Raw genomic sequence first — 1,997 nt, 5'->3', positions numbered from 1 at the left:
AATGGGCGAATCATATCGCCCTAAAGAGGTGTCCGGGATTATTAGGCCAGTTCAGCCTCGCTCCTACAGGGTTTAGTGTCGTACACGGAATCTGCGTACAACAACAATCACTGTAGGAGCGAGGCTTGCCCGCGAAGAGGCCATCACTGGCGAGGGAGATTCAGAACCTTGAACCAGGCTTGCTCAAAAACTCCAGTTCCTCAGCCGTAGACTTCCGCCCCAACACCTCATTGCGATGAGGAAACCGCCCAAACCGGGCAATCACCTTCTGATGCTTCTCGGCATAGTCCAGGTAATCGGCGAACAGGGCCTGATCGCTTTCCGGCTGCTGCGCGACTAATTCGATGTAGCGCGAGATGCATTCGTTCTGCACCGCCAGGTGTTCGCAGTGCTCCAGCACCAGGTAGATGAACACCCGCTGGATCGGCTGCAATTGCCGGTCGAAATCCGCAGCGATGCCTTGGGCCACCAGGGCCTGGGCTCTGATGTCACCGGAATAGGCTTTGGGGGAATCGCGAAAGAGCATGCGTGGCAGTTGATCGAGCAGCAGCACCAGGGCCAGCCAACCTTCGGGGCGTTGCGCCCAGTCAGTCAATCCGCCGGCCAGTGCCTGTTCGACCAGGTCCCCGAAACGCGTGCGCGCTTCGAGGTCCTGACTGTCACGCTTGCCGAACCATAACTTGCCCTTCTGTGCCGCCACTTCCTTCGCTGATCCGGATGTTCCGAACCACCATTCGAGCAACGGCTGCCAGGGCTCGTTCATGGTTTTACTCCTTGTGGTACGCCGTGGCGCGGGCCACTTCTTCTTTCGAGCCCAGGAACACCGCGCAACGCTGGTGCAGGCCTTCAGGCTGGATGTCGAGGATGCGCTGGTGGCCGTTGGTGGAAGCGCCGCCCGCTTGTTCGACGAGGAACGACATCGGGTTGGCTTCGTACATCAGACGCAGTTTGCCCGGCTTGGATGGCTCGCGGCTGTCGCGTGGGTACATGAACAGACCGCCACGGGTCAGGATGCGGTGCACGTCCGCGACCATCGCGGCAACCCAGCGCATGTTGTAGTTCTTCTTCAGCGGGCCTTCCTCGCCAGCCAGCAGTTCGCTGACGTAACGCTGTACCGGGGCTTCCCAGTGACGCTGGTTGGACATGTTGATCGCGAATTCCTGGGTGGACTCAGGAATGGTGATGTTTTCGTGGGTCAGGACGAAGCTGCCCATTTCGCGGTCCAGGGTGAAGCCTTTCACGCCGTCGCCCAGGGTCAGGACCAGCATGGTCTGTGGACCGTAGATCGCGTAACCGGCGGCGACCTGCTGGGTGCCTGGCTGCAGGAAGGCCTTTTCGTTCAGGGCTTCGTTCTGGCTCAGGTATTCGTTAGGGCAACGCAGTACCGAGAAGATGGTGCCGACCGGGGCGTTGATGTCGATGTTCGACGAACCGTCCAGCGGGTCGAATACCAGCAGGTAGGCGCCTTTCGGGTATTTGCCCGGGATCTGGTAGGCGTTATCCATTTCTTCGGACGCCATGCCGGCCAGGTGACCGCCCCATTCGTTGGCTTCGAGCAGGATTTCGTTGGAGATCACGTCGAGCTTCTTCTGCACTTCGCCCTGAACGTTTTCAGTGCCCATGCTGCCCAGTACGCCGCCCAGGGCGCCTTTGGAAACGGCGTGGCTGATCTCCTTGCAAGCACGCGCCACCACTTCGATCAGGAAGCGCAGATCGGCAGGAGTGTTGTTGCTGCGGGTCTGCTCAATCAAATAGCGACTCAAGGTAACGCGGGACATGGAAGGCTCCGAGGAATGGGGGGCTAAAAACCCGCGCAGTTTAGCGCGAGTCGGGGCGCATTGCCTCCTATCAGACGGAATCGGCTCAAGAGAGTTCATGCGCGGGGATGAGCGTAGATGGAAATGGGCCGGATGTAGGTCGGGGAATGGTGATGGTTTCAAGATTTTCTTTGCCCATTCGACCGTATTCGCGAGCAAGCCCGCTCCCACATTTGGTTT

At 59.2% G+C, this 1,997-nt stretch carries 2 protein-coding genes; both read right to left on the bottom strand.

Annotation, left to right across the window (positions count from 1 at the left end):
- Positions 1 to 160: 160 nt before the first annotated feature.
- Entirely contained in the window at positions 161 to 763 is a 603-nt protein-coding gene (locus ACW9JE_RS30430; protein WP_457434870.1) for a DUF924 family protein, read from the bottom strand.
- Positions 764 to 767: 4 nt separating this feature from the next.
- Complete coding sequence (locus ACW9JE_RS30425; protein ID WP_224540340.1) at positions 768 to 1,778, bottom strand: class 1 fructose-bisphosphatase; 1,011 nt, start codon at positions 1,776 to 1,778, stop codon at positions 768 to 770.
- Positions 1,779 to 1,997 lie beyond the last annotated feature (219 nt).

The sequence above is a fragment of the Pseudomonas sp. SDO55104_S430 genome (assembly GCF_054070595.1).
This window is presented reverse-complemented; position numbering and strand designations above follow the sequence as displayed.

Coding starts and splice junctions, on each gene's coding strand:
- ACW9JE_RS30430 (WP_457434870.1), bottom strand. CDS start 763: ATGAACGAGCCCTGGCAGCCGTTGCTCGAATGGTGGTTCGGAACATCC.
- ACW9JE_RS30425 (WP_224540340.1), bottom strand. CDS start 1,778: ATGTCCCGCGTTACCTTGAGTCGCTATTTGATTGAGCAGACCCGCAGC.